Annotated in this window: 3 protein-coding genes; all 3 read right to left on the bottom strand. The window is 74.4% G+C overall.

Features of this window, described 5'->3' with window-relative positions; all coding sequences use genetic code 11:
• Nucleotides 1-112 precede the first annotated feature (112 nt).
• On the bottom strand, nucleotides 113-631 hold the full coding sequence (locus tag ACFWBW_RS38170) for a DUF5133 domain-containing protein (RefSeq protein ID WP_385383279.1): 519 nt from the start codon (nucleotides 629-631) through the stop codon (nucleotides 113-115).
• A 246-nt stretch (nucleotides 632-877) separates the two neighbouring features.
• A complete protein-coding gene (locus ACFWBW_RS38165; protein ID WP_385383276.1) occupies nucleotides 878-2044 on the bottom strand; it encodes a glutamate--cysteine ligase in 1167 nt (388 codons plus the stop codon).
• A gap of 102 nt (nucleotides 2045-2146) precedes the next feature.
• On the bottom strand, nucleotides 2147-2802 hold a 656-nt coding region (locus ACFWBW_RS38160), incomplete at its 5' end, for a class II glutamine amidotransferase (protein ID WP_385383274.1).

Genomic DNA, 2802 nt, shown 5'->3' with positions numbered 1-2802 from the left:
TTCGCGGCCCCTCATCTTCCTCCCTTTCCCCTCCCCCCCCCCCACCCCCAGCAAACCTTCCCGGTCACAGCACTAGGACCGCGAAGGACCGCCCGGGGGCCGAGCGGGGCCGCTAAGCCGTGGCGGCGAGCTGTTCCTCCGCCGCGGTGATGGCTTCGAGGGCGGTGGCCCTGCCCATCAGTACGCACAGGGTGTACGCGGTGTCGTCCATGGCCCGCAGGGCCGCGGGGTCATGGGGCGAGGCGGCGAGCCGGGCCTGGCAGCCGCGCAGCCGGGTCAGCACCTCCTCGGTCCGGGCGGGGTTCGGCGCGAGCCCGGCAGCACGGGGGCCGGCCGCCGTTCCGCGGGTCCGGGCGGCCTCCACGGCCCGGCGCAGAGCGCGTTCGAGGCGGGCGGGCAGAGTGGTGCCGCACGAGGCGGCCGTGATCGCGGCAGCCAGGTCCGCGACGGGTACGTCGGCCAGGTCCGCGGCCGTCGCGAGGACGCGCAGCGCGTCGCGGGCCGAGCAGGGGGTCGTGGCCATGAGCATCCCGACGGCCCAGTTGCCCGTCGGCGCCGGCACCGGGTGCCCGTGCGTCCGGGCGGCGGAGGCCTGTCGGGTCGGTGGAGTGGGTTCTCCGGCTGTCGGCACGGGGTTCCTCCGGTCCGGTTCGGTGGAGACGGTGCGGTGGGGACGGTGCGGTGGTCCGCGTAGGGACGCTATGCCCGCCGTCCGGGCAGGGGCCGCACGGCGCGCTGGTTCAGGGCCCGAACACCTGCCGTGACCCGTGCGGCCGACCGCCCAGGACGCTTCGGCGTCCCCGGCCCGCGTCGGGTCCGCCCGTGCCCGTTCACGAACTGCTCTCTCGGGCCGAGCCGCCGGCCAGTGGCCAGGGCATCAGCCCGCGGCCACTGCCTCGACGAGGCTGTCCACGACCCGGCTGAGCCCTCCGTGGCCCCGGTACGCGGCGCGCTGCCGGGCCGCTCCGGTGCCTTCGGTCCTGACCTCCTCGAGCAGGGCGTCGACGCGCTCCGAGTCGCCCGCCGCCGCGAGTCCGGGGGCGACCCGGTCCCGGAGCCGGGCGATCAGGGTCCACGCGGGCACCGGGGCTCCGTCGACCGGGTCGAGGCCGTCGCCGTGCAGGCCGTGGGCGGCCGCGAGCAGGTGGGCTTCGCGGAGCCGCGCCGAATGCGGCTCGGGGGCCGGGGACCCCTCGGCCGCCTCCGCGCGCAGGGTGGCGGCCAGGCCCCGTACGAGGACGGCCAGGAGGACGACCGTGCCGATCCGGGCGTTCACGTCGGCCACGCGGATCTCCAGCGTGGGCACGTGCTCGGACGGGCGGGCGTACCAGTAGATCATCCGTCGGTCGAGCACCGTGCCGCTGCGCACGAGGTCCTCGGCGCAGCGTTCGTACCCGGCTTCGTCGAGGACGGGGGCGGGCCCGACGGTCGGCCAGCGGGCGTGCTCCACTGCGCGCCAGCTGGCGTAGCCGGAGTCCTGGCCCCGGTCGAAGGGCGAGTTGGCCGCGAGGGCCTGGAGCACGGGCAGCCAGGGGCGCATCCGGTTGGCGAGGTCGAGGGCCTGGGCCCGGCAGTCGACCCCGATGTGGACGTGGCAGCCGCAGACCGCCTGGTCGTAGTCGCCGAGGACCCCGGTGAAGTGCGACTCCATCCTGCGGTAGCGCTCGTCGGGCGTGACCGTCAGCGGATGCTCGGGCGGTACGACGGGAAGTCCCGCGGCCAGCAGCAGGCACTCCTCGGCGGCCGCGGCGCGGATCACCTCGGCCCGGATCCCGGACAGCTCCGACCGGAGCGCCGCGGCGTCCGTGGTGGGGCTGGTGCAGACCTCCACCTGGGCGGTGAAGAACTCCGGCTGGACCAGTGGCCCGAGCGTGCGCGCGGCGGCTCCTATGACGCGCGGGCCGCGCCCCACCGGGGCCCGGCTGCGGCGGTCGACGAGCAGGAATTCCTCCTCCACTCCCATCGTCAGGACCGGGACCCGACCGGGGACGCACGCGTCTCCCTCCCGTCCGGAGGCCGAGGGTGTGGACACGGTCAGTGACATCGGAACCCCCTCCGTGGATCGAAGCGGCTGGTGAACGGCGTCTACCCTTCGGATCGCCGCCCACGCGGGGAAGCCGCCGGAGAAGCGGCTGTGGCGCGGCCGTCAGCCGAGCGCCGGGACGAAGGGCAGGTAATCCTGGTCCGGGACGGACGGGATCACGGTGTAGCTGGCCTCGGGAAGTTCGTTCCACACGCCGGGCAGGTCCCCCAGCGGCTCGGAGACCACGATGCGCGACTCGTCGGAGATCTCGCGGAGGTACTCCACCTCGGGGTGGAGGTGGCGGACCGTCTCGGCGCGGCTGCTGTAGAAGAGCGACCGGGAGGCGCCCTGGCTGGAGTACCGGAAGGCCCAGAGGCGCTCGCCGTCGCTGATGGCCAGGGTCATCTGGAGCGGTTCCGCGACGCCGTGCTCCTTGCCGAGCCGCTCCACGAGCCCGGCCATCCTGGCCACGGCTCCGGGGACGTCCTGATCGAGCCCGAAGGTCACCGCCAGGTAGAACATCACCTCGGAGTCGGTGGAGCCCTCGATGGCCGAGAAGAGCGCCGGGTCCACGGCCAGGCAGAGGTCGCGCTGCAGTCGCTGGAAGTCCGCGATGGCCCCGTTGTGCATCCACAGCCACCGGCCGTGACGGAACGGGTGGCAGTTGGTCTGCTGGACGGCCGATCCCGTCGAGGCGCGCACGTGCGCGAAGAACAGGTGCGAGCGCAAGTGGGCCGCCATCTCGCGCACATCGCGGTTGTTCCCCTCCACTGCGATGT

Source organism: Streptomyces sp. NPDC059957 (assembly GCF_042730015.1).
In the GTDB taxonomy this organism is placed as follows: domain Bacteria; phylum Actinomycetota; class Actinomycetes; order Streptomycetales; family Streptomycetaceae; genus Streptomyces.
Note: the sequence above shows the minus strand (reverse complement) of the source record. Positions and strands in the feature narration are given on the sequence as shown.